The sequence below is a fragment of the Bradyrhizobium sp. ERR14 genome (assembly GCF_014198235.1).
Lineage (GTDB): Bacteria > Pseudomonadota > Alphaproteobacteria > Rhizobiales > Xanthobacteraceae > Bradyrhizobium.
In genome coordinates this window covers 1-26,426 of the sequence record NZ_JACIHD010000019.1, presented here as the reverse complement: position 1 = coordinate 26,426, position 26,426 = coordinate 1, and the positions used below count along the sequence as shown (strand labels likewise).

The window sequence follows — 26,426 nt, the reverse complement described above, 5'->3', positions numbered from 1 at the left end:
CAAGGCCTCCTTACCCCAGCAACACCGCATCCGCCGCTGCGACGGACTCCGCGCTCTCGGTCACGGTGCGCTCGAGCGCGCCGGCCTGCACACTGATGTTCTCGGCGAAGAAGCGTGCGAGTGAGACGTAGCGCGCGGCGTCCGTGTTGCCGTCGGCCTTGGCGGCGAGTGCTTCGGAGGCGAGCAGGCAGCCGCCGAGCGTCGAGCCGAACTGCTGCAGATAGGGTGTCGCGCCGGCAAGCGCCTCGTTCGGCGCGGACGTCACGCGCTCCAGCAGCCATTTGCTGGTGCGGGTCAAGGCCTCCAGCGCTTCGCGCAGCTTGACGCCCGTGGTGCCAAAAGCCGGATCGTTCGACGCTTCGACTTTCTTGACCGTCGCTGCGAGCTCGTCGAGCAGCGCCCAGACGGCAGCGCCGCCATTGGCCGCGAGCTTGCGCGTGACGAGGTCGATCGCCTGGATGCCGTTGGTGCCCTCGTAGATCGCGGTGATGCGGGCATCGCGATAATGCTGGGCCGCACCGGTCTCCTCGATGAAGCCCATGCCGCCATGCACCTGCACGCCGAGATAGGCGACCTCGTTACCGATGTCGGTGGAATAGCCCTTGGCCATCGGCGTCAGCAGCGCCGCGCGCGCGGCGGCATCGGCGCGCACCTTGGGATCCCTGGCGCGCGTCGAGACGTCGATCGCGACCGCGGTCGCATAGCAGATGGTGCGCGCGGCGGCGGTCTGCGCCCGCATCCGCATCAGCATGCGCTTGACGTCGGGATGCACGAAGATCGCGTCCGAGCCTTCGCTCTTGCTGCCGACGGCGCGGCCCTGCTTGCGCTCCTGCGCATACGACAAAGCCTGCTGGTAGGCGCGATCGGCGACGCCGACGCCCTCGAGGCCGACGCCGAGGCGGGCCTGGTTCATCATCGTGAACATGCAGCGCATGCCCTGGTTCTCTTCGCCGACGAGGAAGCCTATGGCGCCGCCATGATCGCCCATGGTCATGGTGCAGGTCGGGGAGGCGTGCATGCCGAGCTTGTGCTCGACGCCGCTCGCATAGATGTCGTTGCGCTGCCCCAGCGAGCCGTCAGCATTGACCATGAACTTGGGCACGAGGAACAGCGAGATGCCCTTGGTGCCGGCGGGCGCATCTGGCAGACGCGCCAGCACGAAATGCACGATGTTGTCGGTCATGTCGTGCTCGCCATAGGTGATGAAGATCTTCGTCCCCTTGATGCGATAGGTACCGTCGGTCTGCTTCTCGGCGCGGGTTCGCAGCGCGCCGACGTCGGAGCCGGCCTGCGGCTCGGTCAGCTGCATCGTGCCGGTCCATTCGCCGGAGACGAGCTTTTCGAGATAGATCTTCTTCAGCTCACTGCTGCCATGCGCGTCCAGCGCCTCCATCGCCGACGCCGTCAGCAGCGGGCAGAGGCCGAAGGCGAGGTTCGAGGCGCTCCAGATCTCGGTGCACGCAGCATTGATCGCGATCGGCAGGCCCTGGCCGCCGAAATCTTCGGGGCCGGACACCGCGTTCCAGCCGCCCTCGGTCCAGCGCTTGTAGGCGTCCGGCCAGCCCGGCGCGGTCGTCACCTTGCCATCGTTGAGCTTGATGCCGTGCTCGTCGCCGATCTTGTTGAGGGGGGCCAGCACGTCGGTCGCGAACTTGCCGGCTTCCTCCAGCACGGCCGCGGCGATGTCGGCATCGAAATCGCCGTAATGACCGGCCTCCACGGCAGCCTTGAGGCCGGCGCCGTGATTGAGCGACAGCAGCATGTCAGAAATCGGCGCGCGGTAGGTCATGGCTCACTCCCGTGGACAGGTCTTGGCGCCCTATTCCCATGAAATGGGGGAGGTCTCAATGGGGCGGGAGGGGTCGGACGGTGGCGGTCAGAACGGGGCCGTCGCGGGCCCATAAAGAGAGTGTAGCGGCGCCGAACCCGGGGCTGTGGTATTTTGCCCCTCCAGGCGGTTGAAATGCTGCGCCGCTCCCTATAGACCGGCTGCGACCAAGGGAATCTGCGGTAGCCAGTTCTTCCGCCGGCCCCAGGTCGCCTGTTGGGGCGTAGCCAAGCGGTAAGGCAGCGGATTTTGATTCCGCCATTCGGAGGTTCGATCCCTCCCGCCCCAGCCAGAAGCTTAGGCTGCTGTCTTGCGCAAGACGGAGGTTCAGCTTCGATCGTTTGGCAGCGAAGAGCCGAAAACTGCCTCAATAAGCGCTTCACTGCGACCGCATTTTGCGTGGCCCTCGTTTCTTCGGCCGACTGGAAGGATGCAGACCCCGCACCTCCTGCTGTTGAAAAAGTTCCGCGCAGATGCCACGCAGCCATTGGCTTGCCGGGTCGTGGTGGAAGCGGGCGTGCCAATATTGCTTCACCGTAAACCCGGCGATCGCCAGCGGGCAATCGAGCACGCGCAGTCCGTAATAGTGAGCCAGCGTTTCGCCAATGTGCCTTGGCAGGGTGGCGATCAGGTCGGTCGTCCCCACGATTGCGGGCAGTCCCAAAAAGCCGGGTAGCTCAAGCGCCACGTCAAGGACTATCCGCTGCTCCTGTAGCGCGGTCGCGAGCAACTGATGTCCAGTGCCGGAGCGAATGAGGACGTGGGCCTCGCGCCTGAAGTCCTTTGCGGTGATGCGGTCGCGGATCCGGGCATGTTTGGCGTTCGCCAAACAGACCCAATCCTGCGGAAAAAGTGCCTGTTGGAAATGTCCGGCGTCGAGACCCGAGATGTAGCCGAGGGCCAGATCGGCTTCACCGGATTGCAGCATCCGTGGGGTGTCCGCGCCGATCTGTGTCGCCTCGATACGAACGCCCGGGGCGACGCGGCGGATGTGAGCGAGGATGGACGGAAGCAGCGTGACGTGGCTTCCATCCGTCATGCAGATCGCAAAACGGCGCTTTGCGGTTGAGGGATCGAAGTCGGTGCGAAGCTCAGCCAGACGACGCAGCGTTTCCAGCGCCTGCCTCGCCGTGCCGATGAGAGCCTCGGCGCGCGGCGTTGGCAGCATTCCCTCCGCCGACCGGATGAAGAGCGGATCGTCCAGTTCCTTACGCAGTCGCGCCAGCCAGATCGAGATGGTCGGCTGACTTTGACCGAGCTTTTCTGCGGCCTTGGTGACGCTGCCCGTGGCGAATAACGCGTCGAAGAGCCTCAGCAGGCGCGGGTCCAGCAGGTTGGTCTCGACATTGTCCGTCTGCTTCATTGCGATTCACAATAGTAGATATAAAGATCATAGCATATCTTAATATGGATCGGCCTGCTACCACGCTTCCAGCGCCAAGAAGGGCGCGCGGGGAAGCGTTGGATGAGGATCTGCTTTATTGGAGCGGGAGCCTTGGGCTCGACCATCGGCGGCACGCTGGCGCGCGGCGGGGTCGAGGTCTGGCTCATCGATCCGTTCCAGGCTCATGTCGACGCCATCAATGCCGCGGGCCTTCGGATGCTCGAAGGCGACGCCGAAACCATCGTGAAGGTCGCCGCTTGCACCTCCGCGGCCCAAGTCGGCGTAGAGGCCGACCTCGTCATCGTCCTCGTCAAATCCTACCACACGCGGGATGCCATCCGGGCGGCAGCGCCGATCATCGGGCCGCAGACGGTCGTGATGTCGCTTCAGAACGGTCTTGGTCACGAGGACATCCTTTCGGAGGAAGTTGGTCGTGAGCGGGTCATGGCGGGCAAGACCTACGTTGGTGGCGTGCTGCTTGGCCCCGGTCACGTTCGCTCCGGGGTCATCGGCAAGGAAACCATCATCGGTGAACTTGACGGACGCTTGACGGAACGCGCGCAGCGAATCTCCGAAGCTTTCAATCGTGCCGGCATTCTCACGCTGCTCAGCGACAACATCCTGGGCACGATGTGGGACAAGCTTTTTATCAACGTCGCCGGCGGCGGCGTTACTGCCATTACCGGCCTGACCTATGGCGGCCTCTATTCGCTCCCCATCCTGAAGGATTGTGCGCTGGCAGCGATTTCAGAGGGCATCGCGGTAGCGCAGGCGGCCGGCGTGAAGATCTCGATTACCGACCCACTCCGCGCCTGGACAATGGCATCCGCCGGTCTGCCGCCCGAGTTCAAGACGTCGATGTTGCAGAGCTTGCAGTCCGGCAATCTGACCGAGGTTGACTACATTCACGGCTCCGTCGTGCGTTGGGGCGCAAAGCTCAACGTGCCGACCCCGGTCAATTCTACCCTCGTCGCGTTGGTCAAAGGGCTCGAATACGCCCGCAGCGACTATCCTGGAAAGAGCTGAGACGATGTCGTTGCCTCGCGCTTATATCGAGCACGTCGCGATCCGTGTGCCGGACATTGATCGTCACGTTGACTTCTTTCGCGAGGTGCTTGGTCTCGCCATTCGCGACGAGCAACCCGCCGATGGTGCGCGCCCGCGCCAGGTGTGGGTGCTCGGAAGCGTGCAACTCATCGAGGATCCGAATTTTGTCGGACCGGAGGGGCGTCTCGCCCATCTCGGCATCATGGTCGACGACTACGAAGGCGTGCTCGTCCGCGCTGCCGCCTGGGGCGCCAGGGCGTTGCCCGCAGGACCGAACTGGCTCGAACTGCCGGGGGGGCTCAACGTCGAAATCTTGCAAGCCAGCGCAGGCGCTGTGGAAGCCGCCCTGGCGATCAATCCACGGGCCTGAGGAAAACGCGACATGATCGATGAGCGCTACTGGGACGATGCCAAGGTCGGTGACGAATGCGTCACCTCCTCAGTGACGGTCACCGAGGCGATGGTCAATGCCTATGCCGAGTTGACGGGTGATTTCACCCCGGTCCACGTCGACGAGGAATACGCCAAGACCACACCATTCGGCACGCGCGTCGCGCACGGGCTGTTGGGTCTGTCGCTGGCCGACGGTTTGAAGACCCGTGCCGACTACCGCTTCCTTCCAGGAATGTCGCTGGGCTGGACGTGGGATTTCAAGCTGCCGATCAAGCTCGGCGACACCGTGCACGTGAAGTTCCGCGTCGGCTCGATGCGCGCCACGAAGCGTGATGGGTGGGGCATCGTGGTGCTGCCCTCGGAGCTGATCAATCAGCGCGGCGAAGTGGTGCAGCTAGGCGAGCATCGGTTGATGATTCCGATGCGCCCGAAGAACAACGCCGCAGGAGAGCAGGCATGACCGCGCAAGAACTGCCGCTCCAAGATCTGCCGCTCAAAGGCATTCGCGTCATCGACTACAGCCATTTCCTGGCAGGCCCGTTCATGGGCCGTTGCCTCGCCGCGATGGGCGCGGAAGTCATCAAGGTGGAGCGCCCTAGGGAAGGCGATGCGGGACGCGCCCACGGATATTTCAAGGACGGGCAATCCGGCTACTTCCTGCAGCAGAACATGGGAAAGCAGGGGCTCTGCATCGACCTGCGTGACAAGCGTGGTCTCGACATGATGATGAAGCTCGTCGACACGGCCGATGTCTTCATCGAGAACTACCGCCCCGGCGCACTCGAGCGCCTCGGGCTCGGTTACAAGGCGCTGTCGGCACGGAATCCCAGACTGATCTACTGCTCTGTCTCCGCCTACGGACACACCGGCCCCTATGCCGGCCGTCCGGGCTTCGGCCTGATCGCAGAGGCGATGTCGGGCGCCCTGGCGCAGCTGGGCACTCCCGGTGTGGCTCCGCCGTTGCTGCGGATGCCGCTGGCAGACATGTATACCGGCATCCACGGCGTAGCAGCCATCAACGGGGCGCTGGTCGGTCGCGTATCGTCCGGCCGTGGCCAACACATCGATCTGGCGCTGTACGACTGCATGGTCTCGATGCACGACTATGCGGTTCAGCGTTACTTCCTCTCCGACGGCGCCGACATGCCGAAGCAGACCGGCAGCGGACAGCCGGACTCGACCGTCTACGGCGTCTTCCCGGCCAAGGACGGTAATCTCGTCATCGCCGCGCAAGTCGATGATGCGTGGCGGCGATTGGCGACGCTGATCGGAGGGAACGCGTTGGCATCCGACCAGCGATTCGCCCAACCTGCCGCACGCAACGCTCATTATGCCGAAGCCATGGAGATTGTGCGTAACTGGACGCTGTCGCAGCCGTCCCGGGATGCGTGTCTGGCAGCACTCGAGCAAGCAGGTGTGCCGTCCGCTCCCGTGCAGACCATCGGAGAAGTCGTGAAAGACCCGCAGATCCACGCGCGCGGCATGCTGGTCGAGCAGGAGCATCCCGTGCTCGGCAAGGTGACGTTGCCGAACCTGCCTTTCCGCTTCTCCGACTGCGACACCACGATACGCATGCCGGCGCCACTACTCGGTCAGGACAATCGGCGCATTGCCGCGTCACTGGGATTGTCGGCCGAAGCCGTCGACGCGATGGTGCGCGACGGCGTGCTGTACAACGAAGTCGCAGTGCAGGAGTGAGCGATGAGCGATCGTTATGCGGTGATTGGCAATCCGATCGGCTTCAGCAAGTCACCCCTTATCCATGGCACTTTCGCCAGAATGACGGGACAGGACCTTACCTATGAGGCAATCGAGGGGCCCCTCGATGGTTTCAACGAGCGGGTTGATCAATTCCGGACCGAGGGCGCCAAGGGGCTGAACATCACCGCCCCGTTCAAGCTCGATGCCTTCGAGTACGCAAATGAGCTTTCGGAGAGCGCCGAGCGAGCTGGCGCCGCAAACTGCCTGAAGTTCGTCGGCGATCGGATCATTGCCGAGAATTTCGACGGGATCGGCCTCGTCCGTGACATCACCGTCAATCTCGGCGTCAAAATGGCCGGCCGCCGCGTCCTGATGCTCGGCGCTGGAGGAGCGGCCCGCGGCGCGTTGCTGCCGTTCCTGCGCCAGGACCCCTCGGAGCTGGTTCTCGTCAACCGAACGCTGTCGAAAGCCGTGGCTTTGGCCGACGAGTTTGCCGGCTGTGGTCCCCTGATCGTCAGCGGCTACGCCGAGCTGGCCGATCTCGCGGAGGGCTACGACGTCGTCGTCAACGCGACGTCTGCCAGTCTGCGCGGTGAAATGCCGCCGCTTCCAGGCAATGTCTTCCGGGGGGAGGAGCTAGCCTACGAACTCGCCTACGGCAAGGGGCTCTCGCCCTTTCTGCACACGGCCCGCGCCGAAGGCGTCGCCAAGCTCGCCGACGGCGTCGGCATGCTGGTGGAGCAGGCGGCCGAAGCTTTTGCCTGGTGGCGCGGCGTTCGACCGAGCACGGCTCAGGTCATCGCCGAGCTGACCGTCCCATTGCGCTGACCGGCGGTGCCGAGCATGCAACCCAAACCCAGCTTCCTCGTCGGCCTGATCGGCAGTGGCATTGCTGCGTCCCGCACCCCGCCGATGCATGAAGCGGCCGCTGACGCCGCGGGCATCCGCTATCTCTACAAGAAGATCGATCTGTCCGAGTTGAAGCTCGGTGCGGAGGCATTGCCGGAATTGCTCATGGCCGCGAGGCGGATGGGCTTTGACGGGCTGAATGTGACCCATCCCTGCAAGCAGGCGATTATTCCACTCCTGGACGAGCTCTCGCCTGACGCGGAGGCGCTTGGCGCCGTGAACACCGTGGTCATCAGGAATGGCCGGATGACCGGCCACAACACCGACTGGTTCGGCTTCGCCGAGAACTTCCGCCGCAACATGCAAGGCGCATCGCTCGGTCGGGTCGTCCAGCTCGGCGCGGGCGGCGCAGGCGCGGCAGTTGCTTTCGCGCTCATGAAGCTCGGCGTGCAGGAGTTGATCATTGTCGACTTGGACCTGGCCAAGGCGCAGAGCGTGGTGGACGGATTGTCCCCCCGATTTGCAGAGGGGCGCTTGAAGGCCGGCCAGGATGTCGCAGCCGCCGTGGCTGCCGCAGACGGAATTGTCAACGCGACTCCGATCGGCATGGACAAGTATCCAGGGACGCCGCTGCCGACCGTCCTGCTGCGTCCGAGTCTCTGGGTCGCCGAGATCGTCTATTTCCCGCTGGAAACCGCACTACTGCGCGCGGCGCGCGCCCTTGGTTGCCGCACCGTCGACGGTGGCGGCATGGCGATCTTCCAGGGCACCGAAGCATTCCGCCTGTTCACGGACATCTCACCTGATCCGGACGTCTTCTTCGCGACTTACGCATCCCTGGGAGGGTGACACCCGGCCGATGGGCGAGCGGCACGCACAACGCCCGAGAGGAAACGCAAGATGGGCTATACGCTCGATTTCTCGGTGGTCTGGCAGGCGCTCCCAGCCTTGTTGTGGGGGTGCCTGGGGACGCTCGGGCTGGCGCTTGCCGGCATGACACTGGCGATGATCATCGGCGTCGCCGGCGTCGCGGCACGCGATTCGAAGGCGGCCTGGTTGCGTGCCATCGTGATTGGCTTCGTCGAGATCGTGCGCAATACGCCTTTCCTGGTGCAGATCTTCTTTCTGTTCTTTGCACTGCCGCTCATCGGATTGAAGCTCAATCCGACCGCCACCGCCATTATCGCACTCGGCGTGAATGGAGGCGCCTACGCCATCGAGATCATCCGGGGCGGCGTGCAGTCCATTCATCAAGGACAGGTTGAGGCCGGCTACGCGCTCGGTTTGCACAAAGGACAGGTGTTCCGCTTCATTGTACTCAAGCCCGCGCTTCGCGCGATCTACCCATCGCTCACGGGGCAGTTCATCATGCTGACGCTGACCTCGTCGATCTGTTCGGCCGTCTCCGCCTATGAACTGACATCGGTTGCGCAGCGCATCGAAAGCGACACATTCCGCAGCTTCGAAGTCTATTTCTCCGTCACCTTCCTCTATCTCGCGATCTCCTGGCTGCTGATGCTCGGCTTTGCGGTCATCTCCCGCCGTTTCTTCTCTTATCCGACACTCTGAGGAGAGATCATGACACCGCATTTTGGCCTTCCGGAGTTCGGCTTCCTGTTACGTGGTCTGCAATGGACCGTGCTGCTGACGCTGGTCGCATTCGCAGGCGGCTGCACGGCGGGGCTTGCCGTCGCATTGATGCGGACCTGTGGTCACAAGGGCGTGGAATGGATCACCAGCGTCTACATCGGGATATTCCAGGGCACTCCGCTGCTGCTGCAGCTTTTCGTCGTGTATTACGGATTGGCGCTAACCGGGCTGAAGCTCGATGCCTTCGTCGCGGTAGCGATTGGCTTCACCGTCAACGCTTCCGCCTTCCTCGGCGAGATCTGGCGCGGCGCAATCCAGGCCGTTCCGCGCGGCCAGTCCGAGGCGGCAATGGCGCTCGGCCTGCATTATTCCTCCCGCATGCGCGACATCGTGCTGCCGCAGGCGATCCGCATCTCGCTGCCGGCGACCGTCGGCTATCTCGTGCAACTCATCAAGGGCACCTCGCTCGCCGCCATCGTCGGCTTCATCGAACTCGCTCGCGCCGGTCAAATCGTATCGAACCAGACCTACCAGCCGTTGCTGGTCTTCGGCGTGGTTGGCGCGATGTATTTCATCCTCTGCTGGCCACTCTCATGGTGGGGCAGCCGGATGGAGGCCAGGCTCGCCCTGGCCAATCAAAGGTAGGAACGGCCGCACCTACCCAATCAAATACAGCCATCACCAGGAGGAGGAGAACACCAAATGCTATTTTCGATCACTCGCCGCCAGCTCGGCATCGCGGTACTCGCAGTGGCGGCTGTCGTCACTGCGGGTAAACTGCAGGCCGCTACGTTGGAAGACGTGAAGAAGAAGGGCGTCGTCGTCATCGGCATTCAGGGCGATAATGCGCCTTGGGGCTTTGTCGATAGCTCGGGAAAGCAGGAGGGCATCGATGCCGACATGGGGCGTGCCTTCGCTGAATTCCTCGGCGTGAAGGCCGAGTTCTCGCCTTTGGCCGTGGCCAATCGTATCCCGGCACTGACCACGGGCCGGGTGGACATCCTGTTCGCGACCATGGCCATGCTGCCGGAGCGTGCGAAGGCGGTGCAGTATTCCAAGCCGTACGTCGCCAATGAGATTACGCTCGTCGCGGCCCAGGCAACGCCGATCACCAGCAATGCCGATATGGGCAAATTCGTCATCGGTGTCCCGCGCTCCTCGACGCAAGATACGCAGGTCACCAATAACGCCCCGTCCGGGACCGAGATCCGCAGATTCGACGATGACGCGGCCACGATACAGGCACTCCTCTCTGGCCAGGTCCAGGCCGTGGGTGCGAACTTGTTTTACCCGCAGCGTCTGAATGCCGCGAAACCGGAGCTCGGGTTCGAACCGAAGCTTCATTTCTCCGCTCTGTACAACGGCGCATGTACGCGCCTGGGAGACAAGGAGTGGAACGAGACGGTCAACAAGTTCATCGACCAGATCAAGTCGAATGGCAAGCTGGCCGCTTTCTACGCCAAATGGATGAAGGTGCCGGTCCCGGTTTTCCCCGACTCGGTCCCCGGCGTCCCTTTCACCGTTCAGTAGTCCCTGCGAGCGGCCGACGCGCGATCCGCGTTGGCCGCCGCCGACAGCGGAGGCCAGCATGCAGGACCAGATCCTGATCGAAATGAAGCGTGTGCAGAAGTGGTACGGCGGGTACCAAGCTCTCCGCGATGTCGATCTCACCGTGCGCAAGGGCGAGAAGATCGTGCTCTGCGGTCCGTCCGGTTCGGGCAAGTCGACGCTGATCCGCTGTATCAACCGCCTGGAGGCGATCCAGCAGGGCAGTATCGTGGTGAACGGGGGTCATCGGCTGGACGACAGCATCAAGGCGATCGATGTCGTACGTCAGGACGTCGGCATGGTTTTTCAGAGCTTCAACCTTTTTCCGCATATGACGGTGTTGCAGAACTGCATGCTCGCCCCCATTCGCGCGCGCCGCATCGGCAAGGCCGAGGCAGAGGCGACCCGCGCGAAAATATCTGGAGCGGGTACGCATCGGTGACCAGGCCGACAAATATCCGGCTCAGCTTTCGGGCGGCCAGCAGCAACGTGTCGCGATCGCGCGTGCTCTCTGTATGCAGCCCAAGGTGATGCTGTTTGACGAGCCGACCTCGGCTCTCGATCCTGAAATGGTCAAGGAGGTGCTCGATACGATGATTGGCCTCGCCAACGACGGTATGACCATGATTTGCGTCACCCACGAGATGGGCTTTGCCCGCCAGGTTGCCGACCGTGTCATCTTCATGGCCGAAGGGCACATCATCGAGGAAGGCGCGCCCGAGGCCTTCTTCCGCAACCCACAGCACGCCCGGACCAGGCAGTTCCTCGGCGAGATCCTTGCCCATCACTGAACGGAGTTCTTCCATGAGTCGTCTTGTCTACGTCCTCAACGGGCCAAATCTCAATTTGCTTGGCAAGCGCCAGCCTCACATCTACGGTCACGAGACGCTTGCGGACGTGGAGCGGGATTGCCGGGCGCTGGCCGCGGAGCTCGGCCTGGAGATGCGCTTTTACCAATCGAACAGAGAATACGAGCTGATCGACTGGATCCACGAGGCGCGCGAGACGGCTGCCGGTATCGTGATGAATCCCGCGGCCTTCACCCATACCTCGGTCGCCATCCTGGATGCTTTGAACACGTTCGTGGGCACAGTGATCGAGGTGCACATTTCCAACGTGCACAAACGCGAGGAATTCCGCCACCACTCGTTTGTGTCCAAACGAGCTGATGGGGTCATCGCAGGCTTCGGTACTCAGGGCTATCTGCTCGGCTTGCGTCGTGTGGCCAAGCTGCTCGACGAGAAGAAGGGCTAGTATCGCATGAGTGCACCCGCCCGCCCATCAGTGAGGGGAGCGGGTCTCATCGGCGAGCGACACATCGAACACATTCTCGCGCGGCCGGAGCGGTGCAGCGGAAACCGGAGATCTCGTGTCGGTTTGATACTGGAAGGTGAAGCCGGCCTTGTTCAGACCCTTTGGCTTGTCCTCGATAACGGGGTTGCGGCGGCCCAGGGCCGCCGCAGCCGCATCGGGACGCCGCCGCCGGGCGGCGGGTCGTCGTCATCATCATCGAGCTTGCGCAGCGCGGCGAGAATGTCCGCGAGCCGGATCGGCTGATCCATGCCGGGAATCTCGCGCAGCGCTGGATGGGATTCGACCGCGTACATGTCCGAGGCCCAGGACGACAATATGATCCGCTTCTCCGCTGTCGAGAGCTTGCCGTCGTCGAGGACGGCGCTTGGCGATGCATAATGCGCAGCGGGATGGAACAGCGCGCCGAGACCGCCGGTGGTCGCATTGGCATTGGTCATCACTCGTCTCCCTCTACACTCCTTTCGAAGGGATGGTCCGATCGGCGGATGGCGATCCGGTCGCCATCCGCCAGGGTGGTCGCTGTCGAACGCGTTCGACCGGCCTAAGCCGCTTTCTTCTGCTCGATCTGCGGTGACGCAGCACCCGCGATCTGGATCCGGCGCGGCTTCATGGCTTCCGGAATCTCGCGCAGCAGATCGATGACCAGGAGACCGTCCTGGAAAGCGGCCTGCTTGACCTGGACGTAGTCGGCGAGATTGAACACGCGGCGGAACGGACGCGCGGCGATACCCTGATAGAGATATTCACGCGTGGCGCTGTCCGGCTTCCGGCCCTCGATGGTGAGCGCGTTCTGTTCGGCGGTCACGCTGATGTCGTTGACGCCAAAGCCCGCCACGGCCAGCGTGATCCGGTATTGGTCTTCGCCGGAGCGCTCGATGTTGTAGGGGGGATAATTGTCCTCGCCCGCCTGGCGCAGCGTGCTGTCGACGAGGTCGGCCAGATGGTCGAAGCCGATGGTGGAGCGCCACAGCGGCGCGAAGTCAAAGGTGGTCCTCATACCAAGTCCTCCAAAGAGCAAGATGGATACGAAGGAGCGCCGTTAAGGAATCGGGAACGGATCCGAAGATCCCGGCCCGGCGCCCGCGCCGGACCCGATCGGGCATCCGGCACACCGCTCTCGCGGCGAAAAACGACTTAGAGCGCCGCAAGGCTCTTGCAAGAGGGACGCGCAAAATTTTTTTCGGGCACCCCCAACGGTGTCAAGGAAGCGGCGAAAGAGGATCTTGACAGCAAAACAAGCCTGAATATTTTTTGCGCCGGAAGATGTTTCTTCCCGCACCGCAAATTCGAAAAGGACCGTGAAAGACCGTCAGGAGTGACGACGATGCTCGATCAGGATTTCGCCCGCATCCGCGCGCACCGCAACAACCTCTCTCGTTATCGACGCTTGCTGAAGACTGAGCTGTCGGACATTGAGCGCCAGTTTATCGAACGACGCCTCGCCGAGGAGCAGACCGCGCTCGAGGCTCTCGCCGCCGATGCCTTCCCGGCCGCATTCACCGGTCCGAACACGCCATCGGCGATCGCCACGACCGGAGCGGAACGATGAGTGACGTCCGCAACCTCCTCATCAGCGGCAGCGAGAAGGTGATCGGGCACTATCGCGTGTTGCTGGCCGGTGCCAGAAGCGAGAGCGAACGCGAGCTCTATCGCGCCCGGATCGAGCGCGAGCAGCGCCTGCTTGACGCCCTGCGGGGCGGCCTGCCGGATCGATCCGCGGCATGAACCAGCGGGCACCTGTCATTCCGGAAATTTGCTGGCGAGCGTGCGGCCTTCCTGCACCAGCATGGCCACGAACTCGGTGATCTTCGGCGGCCGGAACCGGGCCGCGGGATACACGGCATGGATGCCGCCGGTCGGCAGGCTCCAGGACGGCAGGACATGGACCAGCCGGCGGGACTTCAAATGCTCCGCGACCAAATAGTCGGGCAGCACGCAGAGTCCGCCGCCGGCGAGGGCTGCGCCTAGCACCGCAGGCGTCGTGTTGATCGAGATCGACTGCCGCATGCGGATCGTGCGGCTGTCGATATCGCGTCTGGTGAAGCGCCAGACCAGTGGCTCGTCGAGCGCTCCGTTGGCAATGAACGGCAGAGCCGCAAGCTCGTCGGGCGTCCTGCTCCGGAACGCCGCGGCCACGTCCGGCGCGGCCACCAGCAATTGTCGAAACGATCCGATCCGCCTGGCCTGCTGACTTGAATCGTTCAGCCAGCCGACCCGGATTGACAGGTCGATCTGGTTGGCGAGGAGGTCCGTTCGCGTGTCCGACAGGATCAGCTCGACGGCGCAAGCGGGATATTTGCGCGCAAACTTCGCCGCCAGCGGCGCGATCATCGTTGCGCCATAGTCGTTCGGCGCGGCGATCCGCAGCATGCCCATCGGCTCGGCATTGGTCTGGGCGAGCTCGTCCATGGCATCTTCCGCGGTGCGCAGGATCATGACGCAGCGGGCATGCAGCAACCGGCCGGCTTCGGTCGGCTCGACCCTCCTGGTGGTCCGCAGCAGCAAAGCCGTTTTCAATTCCGCTTCGAGCCGTGCCACTTGCTGGCTGACGACGGTCTTGGTGATGCCGAGGCGCTCGGCAGCGCGTGTGAACGAGCCGGCATCGACCACGGCTGCGAAATAGGCGAGGCGGTTGAGATTGATCGCTTCCATGCGGTCGCCATTGTTAGCTAATAACAAACAATATGTACAATTATCTGATATTTATCAAATAATGATCGGCCGCTAGGTTCTCCGCATCGAACATTGGCGGCCCGAAAATCATGCAAATCACCTATCTCTTCGACCCTCTCTGCGGCTGGTGCTACGGCGCATCGCCGGTGCTGGAGCAGCTTGCCGCGCACGGCGATGTGACGCTGGTGCTGGCACCGACCGGCTTGTTTGCGGGCCCCGCGGCGCGGACCATGGACCAGCATTTTGCCACCTATGCCTGGCAGAACGACCAGCGCATCGCACGGTTGACCGGCCAGCCGTTCAGTGAGGCCTATCGCACCGGCATTCTCGGCAATACCGGCAGCCTGTTCGACTCGGCGCCGGCGACCCTTGGCGTCGTCGCCGTAGGCCTGGTTGATCCGGCTCGTGAGTTCGAGGCGCTCAAGCTCTTGCAGCGCGCCCGCTATGTTGATGGCCGCGACAATTCCAACCTTCAAATCGTCGCCGATTTGCTCGACGGCGCGCAACTGACCGATGCAGCGCGCCGCGTGCGGGCGCCTGACGATGCATTGATCGCGGCTTACCAGGCGCGGACCGCGGCCGCGCGCGCCGACATGACGCGATTTGGGGCCGGTGGCGTGCCGGCCCTGGTGGTCGGCGAGGGCGCCGGGCGGAGGCTGCTGGACGGCAGCATGCTGTTCGGGCGGTTCGATCTGCTGGCCGCACAACTCCGTGCCGCCTGATCATCCAAACCGATTTTCCCTGCAGATTTCAATGGAGAAAGCGATGTTGTCGAGGAGACAGATCATGAAGACCAGCCTTGCCGCGGGTGCCGCCGCATTATTCGCGCCCGCCGAAGTCGGTCATGCTGCGGAGGGCAAGCTGAGCTGGAAACATTTTCCCGCAGGCCCCAATGGATTTTTCCGTGCGCCCGTCCTGCTTTCCGGTCCGACCGAGGCGGTGCTGATCGACGGCGGCTTCTCCTATCCGGACGGACGCGCGCTCGTCGAGGCGATCAAGGCAAGCGGCAAGAAGCTCACCACCATCTATGTCAGCCAATCCGATCCGGACTATTATTTCAGCCTGAAGCCGGTGCGCGAGGCTTTCCCGAATGCCAAGGTGCTGGCGGCGTCCGCGACGCTTGCGGCCATCAAGGCGAATGTGGAGAAGAAGCTCGCCGTCTGGGGACCGCAGCTCAAGGAGAACGGTCCGCAGACGCTTGCCGATGTCGTTCTGCCGGACGCGTTCGATGGGGCTTCCCTTGCGGTTGACGGCGAGGCGATCGAAATCGTCAACGCCGAAGGTCTCGCCAACCGCCGCTATCTCTTCGTTCCGTCCTTGAATGCCGTGTTCGGCGGCGTGATGATCTTCTCCGGCGTGCATGTCTGGACCGCCGATACGCCGACCAAGGAGCAGCGCGCAGCCTGGGTCGCCAACCTCGACAAGATCGCGGCCCGCAAGCCGTCTCTCGTCGTGCCGGGCCACATGGCAGCGGGCGTCGCCGTCGATCTTTCCGCTGTCGAGCACACCAGGAAGTACCTGCTCGCGTTCGACGAAGAGCTGGCGAAGGCCGCTGACAGCGCTGCGCTGAAGGCTGCCATGGAAGCGCGCTTCCCGAATCTCGGCATGGGCGTCGCGCTCGATATCGGCTCGAAGGTCGCCAAGGGCGAGATGAAGTGGGGCTGAGGGGAGAAGCTACGCCAACGCCGCCGACAATTTGCGCATCACCCGGTCGAGTACCGCCACTTCCTCGGCAGTCAGCGCCCCAAGCAGCTTCGTCTCCCGCGCCAGCGCGTAGGGCACGATCTTGCGATAAAGCGCGCGACCGGCTGGGGTCAGCGAGACGATCAGCTCGCGCCGATCGTCGGGATGGTGCTTGCGGCCGGCGATGCCGCGCGACTCCAGGCCCTGCACGGCGCGGCTGACCTGCATCTTGTCGAGCGTCGTCAGCGGGCCGATCTCCTTGGTCGCAATCTCCGGGCGCACGCCAAGAATGGCGAGCACGCGCCATTCCTGCCGTGTCAGCGCAAAACGTTCGGAATAGACCTCGGCAACCGCCAGCGACACCTGCTCGGCAAGGCGTGCCAGCCGGTACGGAAAATATCGCTGCAGGTCCAGCTCGACGCCATCCTGCGCCGTGGCGGCTTTGGCCGCTTCGCCGCGCTCCACGCTTGAACGTCCCATCACGCGATTCCCGTCGCCCGACCCACTCGAAAAATTCTTCGGAGTGGATTGATCCAGATCAAATTCAGGAAATAGTAACATCTGATACTAATTTCGCAACCGCAGATCCAGGGAGCGAAACGCCATGAAAATCGAGAAGATCCATCACGTCGCCTATCGCTGCGTCGATGCCAAGGCGACTGTCGAATTCTACAAGACCGTCATGAACATGGATCTTCTCGGCGCCATTGCCGAGGATCGGGTGCCTTCGACCAAGGCGCCCGATCCCTACATGCACATCTTCCTCGATGCCGGGAACGGCAACATCCTCGCCTTCTTCGAGCTGCCGAACTCGCCGCCGATGGGCCGCGATCCCAACACGCCGGAGTGGACCCAGCACATCGCCTTTCAGGTCAAGGACCTCGCCGAACTCGAAGAGGCCAAGGCGCGCGCGGAGGCCGCCGGCCTCGACGTCGTCGGCGTCACCGACCACACCATCTTCAAGTCGATCTATTTCCGAGACCCGAGCGGCCATCGCCTGGAGATCGCGGTCTGGACCGCGACGCCAGAGCAGATCGACCGCATGAAGTCGGTCGCGCACGAGATGGTCGAGGAATGGTCGCGCACCAAGCGCCCGCCGCGCCACACCGCCTGGATGCACGAGAAGGAATTCGCCGACGCGCATTGACCCCGGCACGCGCATCAGGAAGTGAACATGACGAGCTACATCTATCCGAAGTTCGGCTATCGGCGTTCCCAAGAGCAGGCCGAGGGGATCGTGAAGCGGCATCCGATCGTGGTGATCGGCGCAGGTCCCATCGGCCTGACCGCGGCGCTCGATTGCGCGGCGCGCGGCCAGCCGGTCGTGGTGCTCGACGACAACGACACCGTCTCGATCGGCTCGCGCGCGGTCTGCTACGCCAAGCGACCGCTCGAAATCTGGGACCGCCTCGACTGCGCGGCGCCCATGGTCGAGCGCGGCGTGAGCTGGAACGTCGGGAGGGTCTTCTTCCAGGACCAGCTGTCCTACCAGTTCGATCTGTTGCCCGAGGCCGACCACCAATGGCCGGCCATGATCAATCTGCAGCAATATCATCTGGAAGAGATGCTGGTTGCCAAATGCCGGGCCAATCCGCTGATCGAGCTGCGCTGGAGGCACCGGCTCCTCAGCCTCAAGCAGGCCGCCGACCACGCCACGCTGGCGGTGGAAACGCCCGACGGCATCTTCCCCATGGAGGCGCAATGGGTGATCGCCTGCGACGGGGCCAACTCCGACGTGCGCAAGATGGTGGGGGCCGAGTTCACGGGACAGTACTTCCAGGACCGCTTCCTGATCGCCGACGTCGCCATGAAGGCGGATTTCCCGACCGAGCGCTGGTTCTGGTTCGATCCGCCGTTCCACCGCGGCCAGTCCGTGCTGCTGCACCGGCAGGCGGACAAGATCTGGCGCATCGACTTCCAGCTCGGTTGGGAGGCTGATCCCGATGAGGAAAAGAGGCCCGAGCGGGTGATACCGCGCATTCGTGCCATGCTCGGCGAGGATACCGAGTTCGTGCTCGAATGGGTCTCGATCTATCAGTTCGCCTGCCGGCGCATCGACAATTTCCGCCAGGGCCGGGTGTTGTTCGCTGGCGATGCCGCGCACCAGGTCTCGCCGTTCGGCGCGCGCGGTGCCAATACCGGCGTCCAGGACATCGACAATCTCGCCTGGAAGCTCGCGATGGTGCTGCGCGGCGAGGCGTCGGAAGCACTGCTCGACAGCTATCACGAGGAGCGCGCCTATGCCGCCGACGACAACATCCTGAACTCGACGCGCGCCACCGACTTCATCACGCCGAAGACGAAAGCGAGCCGCTATTTCCGTGACGCGGTGCTGGAGCTCGCCCGCCATCACGCCTTTGCGCGGCCTCTGGTCAACAGCGGCCGTCTCTCGACGCCGACGCCCTATGTGATGTCGGCGCTCAATACCCCCGATGACGACGCGATGATGGGCGGCGTGCGGCCCGGCACCAATGCGGCCGATGCGCCGATCACGGTGGATGGCAAGCCCGCCTGGTTCCTCCATTGTCTCGGCGATGGCTTCACGGTCGTGGCCTTCGGCAAGGAGACCGACAAGACCGAGATCGCGGTGGGTCCCCTCAAAGCGAAACTCATTGTCCTCGGCCGCGATATCGCCGATCCCTCCGGCCTGCTTGCCGAGCGCTACGGCGCTTCGGCCGGGACCACCTACCTGTTCCGGCCCGATCAATACGTCGCGGCACGCTGGACCGGATTTGACGAGGCTGAGATCGCGGATGCGATGTTGCGGGCCTCCGGGCACGACACCGCCGGACGGAAGGAGCTGGCAGCATGACGCTCAATTTGTCACCCAACATCGCCGATCCCGACGACTTCTACGCCGAGCTGATCGACGGCCAGCGAGATCTCGACGAGGAACAGGCGCTGCGGATGAACGCACGGCTGATCCTGTTGCTCGCCAATCACATCGGCGACCGCAAGGTGCTCACGGAGGCGATCGGCTGCGCCCGCACCGGCGGCGGCGTCGAAAAGCCATAGGAGCCAAGCTGGAGCAAAAGCCGCTTTTTGATTTGGCTCAACGTAAACTCGGTGAAGTCCGACACCTTGTAGGCCCACCCCAAGGACGGAGGAAGCGCCATGCCAGGTCGAACCATTGCTGCAGCGTTGCTGCTCGCCACTTTGGGCCAGCCGGCTTTGGCTCAATCGCCAGCGGACCATCAGAGCCACCATCCCGGACAGGAGCAGGCGCCGGCCTCGCCACAGTCGAGCTCTCCTGCAAACCCATCCGCCGAGCGGCAGAGCCCGATGCGCGGTGGAGATATGATGGGAATGATGGGGCGCGGAATGATGGGACAGGGAATGAAGGGGCATGGTGCGACAGGCGGTGACGCCATGGGGCCGCCGGTCGCCTTTCGCATCATCTTCGCGCTGATGGATGCCGATGGCGACGGAACCGTCTCGTTGCCCGAGTTTCAGGTCGCGCACGAACGAATTTTCAAGGCCATGGATCGCGACAAGGACGGGAAGCTCACTCCGGACGAGATGATGGCGTTCATGCACGGGAACAAGAGCGCCGTCCCGCAGCAATAGCGAGTGGAAACCAAAGGGCGGGCGCGCCAAGCCATGTCGTTTGATCGGGTCCTGCGATGGGCTCTGGTTGCGATCGCAATCGCAGGATTGACTGCAGGTATTCTCGCGCGAGCCGCGGGCCGGCCTGATGTAGCAGACTTCGCCTGGGCGCTCGGCACGGCGCCCGTGATTGCGGGATTGGCGGTCTCGATCGTCAAGGATCTCTTGAGCGGCCGCGTCGGCGTGGACGCGATCGCGCTGCTGTCGATGAGCGCGGCGTTGGCGCTCGGACAGCCGCTCGCAGGCGCTGTGGTCGCGCTGATGTATTCCGGCGGCAACGTGCTGGAGGAGATCGCGGTCGCACGGGCGGAGCATGATCTGCGATCCCTGGTTGATCGTGCGCCGCGCCAGGTCCATCGCAAATCCGGCGAGCGGATCGAGGATGCTCCGGTTGGGGACGTCGCGGTCGGCGAGGAGCTTCTGGTTAAGGCCGGCGAAATCGTGCCGGTCGACGGTGTCGTTGCGTCGGCCTCTGCCACCATCGACGAGTCCGCTGTGACTGGCGAGCCGATTCCGGCGGAGAAGACACGCGGAAGTGCCGTTCTCTCCGGTTCTCTGAATGCGGGTGAGACCTTCCAATTGACCGTGACGGCGGTGGCCAGCGAGAGTACTTACGCGGGCATCGTGCGCATGGTGACTGCGGCGCAGACTGCGAGAGCTCCGTTTGTGCGGTTGGCCGACCGCTATGCGCTGATCTTCCTGCCGGTCACACTCGTCATCGCCTTTGTGGCATGGCACATCTCCGGCGACTTGACCCGCAGCCTTGCCGTGCTGGTGGCGGCGACGCCTTGCCCCCTGATTCTGGCCGCACCCGTCGCCTTCATCGCGGGGGTGGCACAAGCGGCCCGCCGCGGCATCCTGGCCAAGGGCGGAAGGGCGCTGGAGGTGCTGGCCCGCGCGCACACCGTGCTATTCGACAAGACCGGTACCCTGACGGTGGGCGGGGCGCGGCTGCTGTCCGTAGAGGTCGCGCCGGGCGAGGATCCGGATGAGGTCCTCAGGCTCGGAGCGTCGCTCGAGCAAGCGTCGCATCATGTGCTTGCGAAGGCCGTCGTCGCTGCGGCGCTCGCCCAGGGGCTCGAGCTGAGGCCGCCGGAACATGTCAAAGAGATCATGGGATCCGGCCTCAGCGGCCAGATCGACGGGCGCCACGTTGTGGCGGGCTCGCGGGAAATGCTTCTCTCGCATGCCGATCTGTCGCCATGGGAGTTGCGAGCGATACGACGTGCCTCGTGGCGCTCGGCGCTGATCGTCTTTGTCGCGGTGGACGGCCGTCTGATCGGCGCGCTGCTGCTGGCCGACGAATTGCGGGCCGACACGCCACGCGCGATCCGGCTGCTGCGCGATGCCGGCATCGCGCGGATGGTGATGGTCACGGGTGATCGCGCCGCGGCGGCGCAGGCCATCGGAGCTGCGCTCGATCTCGATGCCGTGCTGGCCGACCGCGTTCCCGCAGATAAGGTCGAAGCGGTGCGTAGCGAACAGCGGCTGCATCCGACCATCATGGTCGGCGACGGTATCAATGACGCCCCGGCGCTGGCCGTGGCTGACACCGGGATCGCGCTCGGCGCGCGTGGTGCAAGCGCCTCCTCCGAGGCGGCAGATGTGGTGATCCTCACGGACCGGCTGGATCGGGTCGGCGAAGCGATCATCATCGCGCAGCGGGCGCGACGCATCGCCCTGCAGAGCATCTTCGTCGGTATGGGATTGTCATTGGTAGCCATGGTCGCTGCCACCGTTGGCTGGCTCGATCCCGTGCCCGCTGCCATCGTCCAGGAGGTGATCGATGTTGCCGTCATTCTGAACGCGCTGCGAGCGCTCAATCCGCCTCTCGTCAGGAGTGGTCCGCGCCTCACCGCAGAGCAGGGGCTGACGTTGCATCACGATCATCAGGCCCTGCTCAGGGATCTCGACCGCTTGCGCCAGATCGTCGATGCGCTCGACGACGCGGTGCCCGAAGCCGTCGCTGCCTTGATTGGCGAGGCCCATCGACTGGTCCAGAGCAGCGTCGTGATGCACGAACGCGAGGATGAAGACAGCGTCTATCCGAAGCTCACGCAGGTTCTGCGCGACCGCCACGGACTCTCCGCCATGAGCCGTGCGCATCGCGAGATACTGCATCTCGCGCGGCTGCTCGCCCGGATCGCGGAGGATCTGCCGTCAGAGAAGATCGACCGCTACCTCATTCGCGACGCCCAGCGCGTGATCGAGGCGATCGAGACGCTGGTGCGCATGCACACGGCCCAGGAGGAGGACATCTACGAGGCCGTGGCGGCATAGGAGGCAGCGGCAATCGACCTCAATGTTGCAGCGGTTGCCAGCCGGCATGGTCAAAATACTTGCCGTATTGAGCGAGCGCCCGCACGATCTTCATGGCTCCCTGATCGCGGCTGGTCCCGGTCTTCATCTTCGCCGCGCCATCGATGATCTGCTCGAGGACGAGGTGAAGCTGCTGATCGGCCCGCTCGGGCAGCTTGCAGTTTCCGACCACGTCATCGACCTGCGCCTGGATTCGCGTCGCCAAAGCCTCGTATTGCGCAGGCGTAAACACGTTGCTGTGAATGGGTGCCAGCGATTGCCTCATCGCGAGACTGATGTCGTCCATGCCGCGGCGCAAGACATCATCAGTCGGCCACTTCTTGCCGTGGTCGAGCTCCGGCTGGGCGGTCGTGGTTGGTCCTTCATGGCTGTGGGGTCCGGCGGCGAGAGCAGGCTGCCCCAGCATGAAACAGAGCGCGAGAACTGCCATCAGGAGTGACTTGGTTGAGATGATCACGGGATTCCTCCGAAGAGCTTCTTTGCCTTCAAGTGGGAGATTGCGACATCCAGGAGTTTGCGCTGGAGCAAAGTCGTGGACGGAATGAGCTGCGGCCCCGCGACGCAGGATGCGTCGAGCCAGCATGCCGTCCTTCCCTCACGATGTTACGGCGCACCTTAGGCTCTCGTCTTGCTGCGGCTGGTCCTGGCGATCGGTTGAATGAGCATGGCGATGATCCTTGCGCTGCGGTCCGGCGGGTTTCGGGGAAGCGCTCAGACGAGACCTCAGCGCGCACGGTTTCCCTGTCGAGAAGCGTTTCATCAGGAACTGTTCGCGATGCGATGATGAAAGTCGCGCGTGCGTCCCGCTTCCCAACTTGCCCTGGCAGCCAGTCCCTGTAATCTGCGGAAAACAACAGGGAAGGAATCGATGGGAGGTGTTCTGGAGGGCGTGCGCGTGCTCGATTTCGGGCGCTATATCGCAGGGCCCTATTGCGCGACATTGCTGGCCGAATTCGGCGCCGAGGTCATTCGCGTGGAGAAGCGCGAGGGCAGCGAGGATCGGTTCGTCGCGCCGGTCGGCGAAGGCGGCGAGGGCGCGTTGTTCCTCCAGGTCAACCGCAACAAGAAGTGCATCACGCTCGATCCGATGAAGCCGGAAGGGCAGGAGGTGATGCGCCGCCTGGTTGCGACCGCGGACGTGGTCGTCGCCAACCTGCCGCCGCAGACCCTGCGCGCGATGAAGCTCGACTACGAGTCCTTGAAGGCGATCAAGCCCGACATCATCCTGACGACCGCAACCGCGTTCGGCGGGCCGGGGCCCTGGTCCGACCGCGTCGGCTTCGACGGTGTCGGACAGGTGATGTCGGGATCGGTCTACATGACCGGCACTGGCGAGCCGCCTTACCGGGCCGCGGTGAACTGGGTCGATTTCGGCACCGCGCTGCACTGCGCGTTCGGCACACTCGCCGCGCTGATCGAGCGCGGCAAATCGGGGCGCGGGCAGATCGTCGAGGGCGCGCTGCTCGCAACCGCGCTGTCCTTCACCAACGCGACGCTGATCGAGCAGGCTGTGATCAACGTCAATCGCGTGCCGACGGGCAATCTCGGCCAGACCGCAGCACCCTCCGACATCTACCGCACCCGGGACGGCTGGGTGCTGTGCCAGGTCACGGGGCATCCACTGTTCAAGCGCTGGGCGAGGCTGATGGGCGAGGAGGAGGTGTGGCTGAACGATCCGCGCTTTGCCGACGACATCAGCCGCGGCAATAACGGCGCCGTCATCAGCGAGCGGATGGCGCGCTGGTGCGCCGAGCGCACCACGCAGGAAGCGGTCGATGCGCTGGGCCAGGCCATGATCCCGACCGGGCCCGTCCTCTCACCGCAACAGGCGCTGGATCACCCGCAGATCCGCGCCGCCGGCTTCATGCAGGACGTCGATTATCCCGGCCTACCGAAGCCCGCCCCGGTGACGCGTGCCGCCGTCAGGCTGTCGGAAACGCCGGGCGAGATCGCGAGCCGCCCGCCGACGCTCGGCGAGCATACGGATCGCGTTCTCGCCGAGCTCGGCTATGATGCGGCTGCGATCGCGGCGCTTCGGCAAGGCGGTGTGATCTAGAGCAGTTGCTTCAACGCCTTGGCGTCCGCGGGCGCCGCGCTCTTCTGGTCGTTGTCGAAGTAGACATAGACGTCGCAGCCCTGCCGCTTCCACGACTTGATGCGCTTCGCCCATTGCGCCAGCGCCGCCCTGGTATAGTGCCCGTGATAGCGCCCGCCCGGCCCGTGCCCGCGCACATAGACGAAATCCGCCGTGCGCTTCCAGGGCGCGGGCGCATCGTGATGGTCGGACAGGCAAAGCGAGATGTTCTCGTCGGCCAGCATTTTGAGGATGCGCGGCTGATACCAGCTCGGATGCCGGAATTCGAAGCTGTAACGCCGTTTCCGTGACAACAGCTTGAAGAAGGAGGCGAGGCGGTCCGCATCCGCCTGGAATTGCGGCGGCAGCTGGAACAGGATCGGGCCGGCCTTGCCGCCGAGCCGTGAGATGCGGTCCTCCAGCAGCTCGAGGCTGTTGACCGAGCGCTCCGACAGGCGCTTCCAGTGCGTGATGAATTTCGACGCCTTCCAGGCGAACACGAAATCGCGGCCGGTCTGCTCGCGCCAGCCTTTCACCGCTTCAGGCGTCGGCGTGCGGTAGAACACGCCGTTCAGCTCCGTCGTGTCGAACTGTCCGGCGTAGTAGCTAAGCTGCTGCTTCAGCGTCACGCCCTCGGGGAAGAACGGGCCGCGCCAGGAGTCGTAATGCCAGCCCGAAGTTCCGACCAGAACGCGCGCCATGGTTTCCGTGCCCTCCGTTGCCTTTGCCGGAAAGGAACGTCCAGACAGCCGATACGTTGCTGGTGAACCCGCCAACGCAAGGACCGGAACCGATGTACGCGCTGTTCGAAGGCAACAAGCAGATCGGCGATCCCTTTCCGACCGAGAAGGAGGTGTGGGAAGCCGCCTTGATCGAGGGCCTCGTGACCGACGTTCCGGTCGCGGACGAGGAGGGCGGCCGGCTTCTCCCTGCCGGATATCACGTGGCGCCCGTCGAGGAGACGTTCGCGCCGCGGTCGGATTGGAAGCTGCCGCGCGAGATCTCGTGAACTAGTTCGACGCCAGCGCCGTCTTGGCGACTTCCGCCATCCAGCCGGAGGCGACGGGCAGGATCGCGTCGTTGAAATCGTAGCGCGGGCCGTGCAGCTCGGCGCCGTCGCGCAATTCGCCATTGCCGATCCAGACGAAGGCGCCCGGCCGCTGCTGGAGATAGTGGGCAAAATCCTCGCCGGCCATGCTGGGCGCGAGGTCGCACCGCACCTCGGCCTGCACCTTCTCGGCGGCGATGCGCGCAAGCGCGGCCTCATCAGGCGTGTTGACCACGACGCCGACGCCCATCACGATCTCGGGTGTCACCTTGACGCCAAAGCTGGTCGCGATGCCGGCGCAGGTCCGTTCGATGCCGTCGAGGATGACGTGCTTGACCGCCTCGCGATGGTACCGCAGCGTGCCGCGGATGGTGACACGTCCAGCGATCTGGTTCGGCGCGGTGCCGCCTTCGATGGTGCAGAGCGACAGCACGGCGGTGTCGAGCGGATCGACGCCGCGCGAGACGACCGATTGCAGCGCCACGATCAGATGGCCCGCCGCCATCACCGGATCGCGCGTCAGATGCGGCATGCCGGCGTGGCCGGCATGGCCCTCGATGGTGATGGTGATGCGTCCGCCGGAGGCCATGACGACGCCGTCGTGCACGGCGATGGTGCCGGCGGCAAGGCCCGGCCAATTATGAAAGCCGAACACGCGTTCCATCGGAAAGCGGTCGAACAGCCCGGCCGCGACCATCGCGCGCGAGCCGCCAAAGCCTTCTTCGGCCGGCTGGAAGATGAAATCGACCGTGCCGCTCCAACTGGTATCAGTGGCGAGCAGCGCGGCGGCACCGAGCAGCGAGGCGGTGTGCCCGTCGTGGCCGCAGGCATGCATCACGCCTGATGTCCTGGAGGCGTAGGCAAGCCCGGTATCTTCGGTGATCGGCAGCGCGTCCATGTCGGCGCGCAAGCCGACGCGGCTGCGCGCATGTCCGCGGGTCAAGGTCGCGACGATGCCGTGGCCGCCGATGCCCGCCTCGAAGGGAATCCCGAGCTCGATGAGCTTGTCCTGCACGAAGGCTGCGGTCTCCTTCTCCTGGAGCGACAGCTCCGGGTGCGCATGAAGGTGCCGGCGCCACGCGGTCAGTTTCTGGTGCAGCTCGGGTGTCAAGGCAGGGGATCTTTCGCAAGGTGTTGGTTGCCGCCACCATAGCGGATTATCCGTGGCCCGCATCAAGCGCGTTGGAATGCCTCGCGTGCAGCAACGCGCTTCGTCGGCGTGAGATCAGGTTCGACGGTGCCGCGGGGAAAGGTGCGCCCCCTCTCCCGCTTGCGGGCAGGGGAATCGCATATGGGTTTTGTCTAGCTATTGCATTGGAAGGCAAGACGGATTCTGAAGACGACTCCCGGAAGACGGAGGGGGTCGGAT

General features: G+C 64.1%; 30 protein-coding genes, 1 tRNA gene and 1 pseudogene. 23 read left to right on the top strand and 9 right to left on the bottom strand.

The annotated features are described in order from the left end of the window. Positions 1–10 precede the first annotated feature (10 nt). Positions 11–1,789 carry an acyl-CoA dehydrogenase gene (locus tag GGD62_RS32540; RefSeq protein ID WP_183712276.1) on the bottom strand — a complete coding sequence of 593 codons (1,779 nt, stop codon included), beginning with the start codon at positions 1,787–1,789 and terminating at the stop codon, positions 11–13. Positions 1,790–2,045: 256 nt separating this feature from the next. Between GGD62_RS32540 and GGD62_RS32535 the strand changes: the two genes are divergently transcribed. Then, a tRNA-Gln gene (locus GGD62_RS32535) sits at positions 2,046–2,120 on the top strand. Between the two features lie 87 nt (positions 2,121–2,207). Here GGD62_RS32535 and GGD62_RS32530 read toward each other — a convergent pair. Then, complete coding sequence (locus tag GGD62_RS32530; RefSeq protein ID WP_183712274.1) at positions 2,208–3,191, bottom strand: LysR family transcriptional regulator; 984 nt, start codon at positions 3,189–3,191, stop codon at positions 2,208–2,210. A gap of 102 nt (positions 3,192–3,293) precedes the next feature. Between GGD62_RS32530 and GGD62_RS32525 the strand changes: the two genes are divergently transcribed. From GGD62_RS32525 to aroQ, 11 genes and pseudogenes are all read left to right on the top strand, one after another. Further along, a complete protein-coding gene (locus GGD62_RS32525; RefSeq protein WP_183712272.1) occupies positions 3,294–4,238 on the top strand; it encodes a ketopantoate reductase family protein in 945 nt (314 codons plus the stop codon). Between the two features lie 4 nt (positions 4,239–4,242). Continuing rightward, positions 4,243–4,629, top strand: a complete 387-nt coding sequence (locus tag GGD62_RS32520) for a VOC family protein (protein WP_026202784.1) — start codon at positions 4,243–4,245, stop codon at positions 4,627–4,629. A 12-nt stretch (positions 4,630–4,641) separates the two neighbouring features. Continuing rightward, positions 4,642–5,112, top strand: coding sequence for a MaoC/PaaZ C-terminal domain-containing protein (locus GGD62_RS32515; RefSeq protein ID WP_183712270.1), 471 nt, complete (start codon positions 4,642–4,644; stop codon positions 5,110–5,112). After that, on the top strand, positions 5,109–6,350 hold the full coding sequence (locus tag GGD62_RS32510; RefSeq protein ID WP_183712268.1) for a CaiB/BaiF CoA-transferase family protein: 1,242 nt from the start codon (positions 5,109–5,111) through the stop codon (positions 6,348–6,350). Before GGD62_RS32515 ends, GGD62_RS32510 begins: the two co-directional genes overlap by 4 nt. A 3-nt stretch (positions 6,351–6,353) precedes the next feature. Next, the gene (gene aroE / locus GGD62_RS32505; protein WP_183712266.1) at positions 6,354–7,181 is read left to right on the top strand and encodes a shikimate dehydrogenase; all 828 of its coding nucleotides are present in this window, start codon (positions 6,354–6,356) and stop codon (positions 7,179–7,181) included. A gap of 15 nt (positions 7,182–7,196) precedes the next feature. Beyond that, the gene (locus GGD62_RS32500) at positions 7,197–8,051 is read left to right on the top strand and encodes a shikimate dehydrogenase (protein ID WP_183712264.1); all 855 of its coding nucleotides are present in this window, start codon (positions 7,197–7,199) and stop codon (positions 8,049–8,051) included. Positions 8,052–8,102: 51 nt separating this feature from the next. Then, positions 8,103–8,771, top strand: coding sequence for an amino acid ABC transporter permease (locus GGD62_RS32495; protein ID WP_183712262.1), 669 nt, complete (start codon positions 8,103–8,105; stop codon positions 8,769–8,771). A 9-nt stretch (positions 8,772–8,780) separates the two neighbouring features. Then, on the top strand, positions 8,781–9,437 hold the full coding sequence (locus tag GGD62_RS32490) for an amino acid ABC transporter permease (protein ID WP_018322646.1): 657 nt from the start codon (positions 8,781–8,783) through the stop codon (positions 9,435–9,437). A gap of 57 nt (positions 9,438–9,494) precedes the next feature. Next, entirely contained in the window at positions 9,495–10,322 is an 828-nt protein-coding gene (locus GGD62_RS32485; protein WP_183712260.1) for a transporter substrate-binding domain-containing protein, read from the top strand. A 58-nt stretch (positions 10,323–10,380) separates the two neighbouring features. Next, positions 10,381–11,131, top strand: a pseudogene (locus GGD62_RS32480) (amino acid ABC transporter ATP-binding protein). Between the two features lie 13 nt (positions 11,132–11,144). Next, complete coding sequence (aroQ, locus tag GGD62_RS32475; protein ID WP_183712257.1) at positions 11,145–11,594, top strand: type II 3-dehydroquinate dehydratase; 450 nt, start codon at positions 11,145–11,147, stop codon at positions 11,592–11,594. 152 nt (positions 11,595–11,746) lie between these two features. On the opposite strand, the gene GGD62_RS32470 is transcribed toward aroQ, so the two are convergent. Continuing rightward, positions 11,747–12,091, bottom strand: a complete 345-nt coding sequence (locus GGD62_RS32470; protein ID WP_183712255.1) for a hypothetical protein — start codon at positions 12,089–12,091, stop codon at positions 11,747–11,749. Positions 12,092–12,195: 104 nt separating this feature from the next. Next, entirely contained in the window at positions 12,196–12,651 is a 456-nt protein-coding gene (locus GGD62_RS32465) for an Hsp20 family protein (protein ID WP_018322651.1), read from the bottom strand. Positions 12,652–12,807: 156 nt separating this feature from the next. Here GGD62_RS32465 and GGD62_RS41930 point away from each other — a divergent pair, with 156 nt between their 5' ends. Beyond that, positions 12,808–13,203 (top strand): hypothetical protein, encoded by a 396-nt coding sequence (locus GGD62_RS41930; RefSeq protein ID WP_409333978.1) that lies wholly within the window; start codon positions 12,808–12,810, stop codon positions 13,201–13,203. Further along, positions 13,200–13,379 (top strand): hypothetical protein, encoded by a 180-nt coding sequence (locus GGD62_RS32455; protein WP_028143162.1) that lies wholly within the window; start codon positions 13,200–13,202, stop codon positions 13,377–13,379. The genes GGD62_RS41930 and GGD62_RS32455 overlap by 4 nt, the downstream gene beginning before the upstream one ends. Before the next feature lie 15 nt (positions 13,380–13,394). Here the strand turns inward: GGD62_RS32455 and GGD62_RS32450 are convergent, their stop codons facing one another. Then, a complete protein-coding gene (locus tag GGD62_RS32450; RefSeq protein ID WP_183712251.1) occupies positions 13,395–14,306 on the bottom strand; it encodes a LysR family transcriptional regulator in 912 nt (303 codons plus the stop codon). A 110-nt stretch (positions 14,307–14,416) separates the two neighbouring features. Here GGD62_RS32450 and GGD62_RS32445 point away from each other — a divergent pair, with 110 nt between their 5' ends. Then, the gene (locus tag GGD62_RS32445) at positions 14,417–15,049 is read left to right on the top strand and encodes a DsbA family protein (protein ID WP_183712249.1); all 633 of its coding nucleotides are present in this window, start codon (positions 14,417–14,419) and stop codon (positions 15,047–15,049) included. A gap of 43 nt (positions 15,050–15,092) precedes the next feature. Continuing rightward, on the top strand, positions 15,093–15,992 hold the full coding sequence (locus tag GGD62_RS32440; RefSeq protein ID WP_183712247.1) for an MBL fold metallo-hydrolase: 900 nt from the start codon (positions 15,093–15,095) through the stop codon (positions 15,990–15,992). A gap of 9 nt (positions 15,993–16,001) precedes the next feature. Here GGD62_RS32440 and GGD62_RS32435 read toward each other — a convergent pair whose 3' ends face one another. Next, positions 16,002–16,490: a MarR family winged helix-turn-helix transcriptional regulator gene (locus GGD62_RS32435; protein WP_018322657.1), complete on the bottom strand. Its 489-nt coding sequence runs from the start codon at positions 16,488–16,490 to the stop codon at positions 16,002–16,004. 124 nt (positions 16,491–16,614) lie between these two features. On the opposite strand from GGD62_RS32435, the gene GGD62_RS32430 reads away from it, so the two are divergent. From GGD62_RS32430 to GGD62_RS32410, 5 genes are all read left to right on the top strand, one after another. After that, positions 16,615–17,157 (top strand): VOC family protein, encoded by a 543-nt coding sequence (locus GGD62_RS32430; RefSeq protein WP_018322658.1) that lies wholly within the window; start codon positions 16,615–16,617, stop codon positions 17,155–17,157. 27 nt (positions 17,158–17,184) lie between these two features. Next, a complete protein-coding gene (locus tag GGD62_RS32425; RefSeq protein ID WP_183712245.1) occupies positions 17,185–18,822 on the top strand; it encodes an FAD-dependent oxidoreductase in 1,638 nt (545 codons plus the stop codon). Next, positions 18,819–19,025: a DUF2783 domain-containing protein gene (locus GGD62_RS32420; RefSeq protein ID WP_018322660.1), complete on the top strand. Its 207-nt coding sequence runs from the start codon at positions 18,819–18,821 to the stop codon at positions 19,023–19,025. Before GGD62_RS32425 ends, GGD62_RS32420 begins: the two co-directional genes overlap by 4 nt. Positions 19,026–19,307: 282 nt before the next feature. Next, on the top strand, positions 19,308–19,577 hold the full coding sequence (locus tag GGD62_RS41925; RefSeq protein ID WP_409333977.1) for an EF-hand domain-containing protein: 270 nt from the start codon (positions 19,308–19,310) through the stop codon (positions 19,575–19,577). A gap of 33 nt (positions 19,578–19,610) precedes the next feature. Beyond that, positions 19,611–21,896: a heavy metal translocating P-type ATPase gene (locus tag GGD62_RS32410; RefSeq protein ID WP_183712243.1), complete on the top strand. Its 2,286-nt coding sequence runs from the start codon at positions 19,611–19,613 to the stop codon at positions 21,894–21,896. A 19-nt stretch (positions 21,897–21,915) separates the two neighbouring features. Here GGD62_RS32410 and GGD62_RS32405 read toward each other — a convergent pair whose 3' ends face one another. After that, on the bottom strand, positions 21,916–22,518 hold the full coding sequence (locus GGD62_RS32405) for a hypothetical protein (RefSeq protein ID WP_246783583.1): 603 nt from the start codon (positions 22,516–22,518) through the stop codon (positions 21,916–21,918). Between the two features lie 285 nt (positions 22,519–22,803). Between GGD62_RS32405 and GGD62_RS32400 the strand changes: the two genes are divergently transcribed. Beyond that, positions 22,804–23,991 carry a CaiB/BaiF CoA-transferase family protein gene (locus GGD62_RS32400; protein ID WP_183712241.1) on the top strand — a complete coding sequence of 396 codons (1,188 nt, stop codon included), beginning with the start codon at positions 22,804–22,806 and terminating at the stop codon, positions 23,989–23,991. On the opposite strand, the gene GGD62_RS32395 is transcribed toward GGD62_RS32400, so the two are convergent. Then, positions 23,988–24,710: a DUF72 domain-containing protein gene (locus GGD62_RS32395; protein WP_183712239.1), complete on the bottom strand. Its 723-nt coding sequence runs from the start codon at positions 24,708–24,710 to the stop codon at positions 23,988–23,990. The two genes, GGD62_RS32400 and GGD62_RS32395, sit on opposite strands and share 4 nt — an antisense overlap. 92 nt (positions 24,711–24,802) lie before the next feature. Between GGD62_RS32395 and GGD62_RS32390 the strand changes: the two genes are divergently transcribed. Next, positions 24,803–25,018, top strand: a complete 216-nt coding sequence (locus GGD62_RS32390) for a hypothetical protein (protein ID WP_018322666.1) — start codon at positions 24,803–24,805, stop codon at positions 25,016–25,018. 1 nt (position 25,019) lies between these two features. On the opposite strand, the gene GGD62_RS32385 is transcribed toward GGD62_RS32390, so the two are convergent. Continuing rightward, on the bottom strand, positions 25,020–26,168 hold the full coding sequence (locus GGD62_RS32385; protein ID WP_183712237.1) for an amidohydrolase: 1,149 nt from the start codon (positions 26,166–26,168) through the stop codon (positions 25,020–25,022). Positions 26,169–26,426 lie beyond the last annotated feature (258 nt).

Excerpts from the sequence above, each read along its gene's own strand:
- GGD62_RS32540 (WP_183712276.1), bottom strand. The coding sequence starts at position 1,789 with ATGACCTACCGCGCGCCGATTTCTGACATGCTGCTGTCGCTCAATCAC.
- GGD62_RS32530 (WP_183712274.1), bottom strand. The coding sequence starts at position 3,191 with ATGAAGCAGACGGACAATGTCGAGACCAACCTGCTGGACCCGCGCCTG.
- GGD62_RS32525 (WP_183712272.1), top strand. The coding sequence starts at position 3,294 with ATGAGGATCTGCTTTATTGGAGCGGGAGCCTTGGGCTCGACCATCGGC.
- GGD62_RS32520 (WP_026202784.1), top strand. The coding sequence starts at position 4,243 with ATGTCGTTGCCTCGCGCTTATATCGAGCACGTCGCGATCCGTGTGCCG.
- GGD62_RS32515 (WP_183712270.1), top strand. The coding sequence starts at position 4,642 with ATGATCGATGAGCGCTACTGGGACGATGCCAAGGTCGGTGACGAATGC.
- GGD62_RS32510 (WP_183712268.1), top strand. The coding sequence starts at position 5,109 with ATGACCGCGCAAGAACTGCCGCTCCAAGATCTGCCGCTCAAAGGCATT.
- aroE (WP_183712266.1), top strand. The coding sequence starts at position 6,354 with ATGAGCGATCGTTATGCGGTGATTGGCAATCCGATCGGCTTCAGCAAG.
- GGD62_RS32500 (WP_183712264.1), top strand. The coding sequence starts at position 7,197 with ATGCAACCCAAACCCAGCTTCCTCGTCGGCCTGATCGGCAGTGGCATT.
- GGD62_RS32495 (WP_183712262.1), top strand. The coding sequence starts at position 8,103 with ATGGGCTATACGCTCGATTTCTCGGTGGTCTGGCAGGCGCTCCCAGCC.
- GGD62_RS32490 (WP_018322646.1), top strand. The coding sequence starts at position 8,781 with ATGACACCGCATTTTGGCCTTCCGGAGTTCGGCTTCCTGTTACGTGGT.
- GGD62_RS32485 (WP_183712260.1), top strand. The coding sequence starts at position 9,495 with ATGCTATTTTCGATCACTCGCCGCCAGCTCGGCATCGCGGTACTCGCA.
- aroQ (WP_183712257.1), top strand. The coding sequence starts at position 11,145 with ATGAGTCGTCTTGTCTACGTCCTCAACGGGCCAAATCTCAATTTGCTT.
- GGD62_RS32470 (WP_183712255.1), bottom strand. The coding sequence starts at position 12,091 with ATGACCAATGCCAATGCGACCACCGGCGGTCTCGGCGCGCTGTTCCAT.
- GGD62_RS32465 (WP_018322651.1), bottom strand. The coding sequence starts at position 12,651 with ATGAGGACCACCTTTGACTTCGCGCCGCTGTGGCGCTCCACCATCGGC.
- GGD62_RS32455 (WP_028143162.1), top strand. The coding sequence starts at position 13,200 with ATGAGTGACGTCCGCAACCTCCTCATCAGCGGCAGCGAGAAGGTGATC.
- GGD62_RS32450 (WP_183712251.1), bottom strand. The coding sequence starts at position 14,306 with ATGGAAGCGATCAATCTCAACCGCCTCGCCTATTTCGCAGCCGTGGTC.
- GGD62_RS32445 (WP_183712249.1), top strand. The coding sequence starts at position 14,417 with ATGCAAATCACCTATCTCTTCGACCCTCTCTGCGGCTGGTGCTACGGC.
- GGD62_RS32440 (WP_183712247.1), top strand. The coding sequence starts at position 15,093 with ATGTTGTCGAGGAGACAGATCATGAAGACCAGCCTTGCCGCGGGTGCC.
- GGD62_RS32435 (WP_018322657.1), bottom strand. The coding sequence starts at position 16,490 with ATGGGACGTTCAAGCGTGGAGCGCGGCGAAGCGGCCAAAGCCGCCACG.
- GGD62_RS32430 (WP_018322658.1), top strand. The coding sequence starts at position 16,615 with ATGAAAATCGAGAAGATCCATCACGTCGCCTATCGCTGCGTCGATGCC.
- GGD62_RS32425 (WP_183712245.1), top strand. The coding sequence starts at position 17,185 with ATGACGAGCTACATCTATCCGAAGTTCGGCTATCGGCGTTCCCAAGAG.
- GGD62_RS32420 (WP_018322660.1), top strand. The coding sequence starts at position 18,819 with ATGACGCTCAATTTGTCACCCAACATCGCCGATCCCGACGACTTCTAC.
- GGD62_RS41925 (WP_409333977.1), top strand. The coding sequence starts at position 19,308 with ATGATGGGAATGATGGGGCGCGGAATGATGGGACAGGGAATGAAGGGG.
- GGD62_RS32410 (WP_183712243.1), top strand. The coding sequence starts at position 19,611 with ATGTCGTTTGATCGGGTCCTGCGATGGGCTCTGGTTGCGATCGCAATC.
- GGD62_RS32405 (WP_246783583.1), bottom strand. The coding sequence starts at position 22,518 with ATGCTGGCTCGACGCATCCTGCGTCGCGGGGCCGCAGCTCATTCCGTC.
- GGD62_RS32400 (WP_183712241.1), top strand. The coding sequence starts at position 22,804 with ATGGGAGGTGTTCTGGAGGGCGTGCGCGTGCTCGATTTCGGGCGCTAT.
- GGD62_RS32395 (WP_183712239.1), bottom strand. The coding sequence starts at position 24,710 with ATGGCGCGCGTTCTGGTCGGAACTTCGGGCTGGCATTACGACTCCTGG.
- GGD62_RS32390 (WP_018322666.1), top strand. The coding sequence starts at position 24,803 with ATGTACGCGCTGTTCGAAGGCAACAAGCAGATCGGCGATCCCTTTCCG.